Origin of the sequence: Levilactobacillus enshiensis (genome assembly GCF_007115095.1) — a bacterium.
GTDB lineage: Bacteria > Bacillota > Bacilli > Lactobacillales > Lactobacillaceae > Levilactobacillus > Levilactobacillus enshiensis.
Genome location: NZ_SULH01000028.1, coordinates 2008 through 2778, shown reverse-complemented (window position 1 = coordinate 2778; position 771 = coordinate 2008). Strand labels below are relative to the sequence as shown.

The window sequence follows — 771 nt, the reverse complement described above, 5'->3', positions numbered from 1 at the left end:
TCGGATTCACTGACTAAAGTAGATTCGGACTCAGATGTGGATTCACTTTCAGAAAGGTACTCGCTCTCAGACTCACTAGTTGAAACTGATTCGCTTTCGAGGACCGAAGTTGATTCGCTTTCCGCTGCCGAAACGGACTCAGATTCGCTTGCCAAAGTGGATTCGGACTCAGATATGGATTCGCTCTCTGATAAGTACTCACTTTCCGATTCACTGGCTGAAGCTGACTCGCTTTCTAGAATTGATGTCGACTCACTTTCCGCTGTCGAAACAGACTCTGATTCGCTAACCAAAATAGATTCTGATTCAGATGTGGACTCGCTCTCTGAAAGATATTCTCTTTCTGACTCACTCGTCGAAGCAGACTCACTTTCGAGAATTGACGTTGACTCACTTTCGGCCATAGAGATAGATTCGGACTCAGACGTTGATTCACTCTCTGAGAGGTACTCACTTTCTGACTCACTGGTTGAAGCGGACTCGCTTTCTAGAATCGAAGTCGATTCACTCTCTGCCGTGGAAACAGACTCTGATTCACTGACTAAAGTAGATTCGGATTCAGATGTTGATTCACTTTCAGAAAGGTACTCGCTCTCCGACTCACTAGTTGAAACTGATTCGCTTTCGAGAATCGAAGTTGATTCACTCTCAGCTGTCGAAACAGACTCTGATTCACTGACTAAAGTAGATTCGGATTCAGATACAGATTCGCTCTCTGAGAGGTACTCACTTTCTGACTCACTGGTTGAAGCGGACTCGCTTTCTAGAATT

At 44.9% G+C, this 771-nt stretch carries 1 pseudogene; it reads left to right on the top strand.

Features of this window, described 5'->3' with window-relative positions:
* Window positions 1-771, top strand: a pseudogene (locus FAY32_RS14740) (hypothetical protein); the annotation flags it as partial.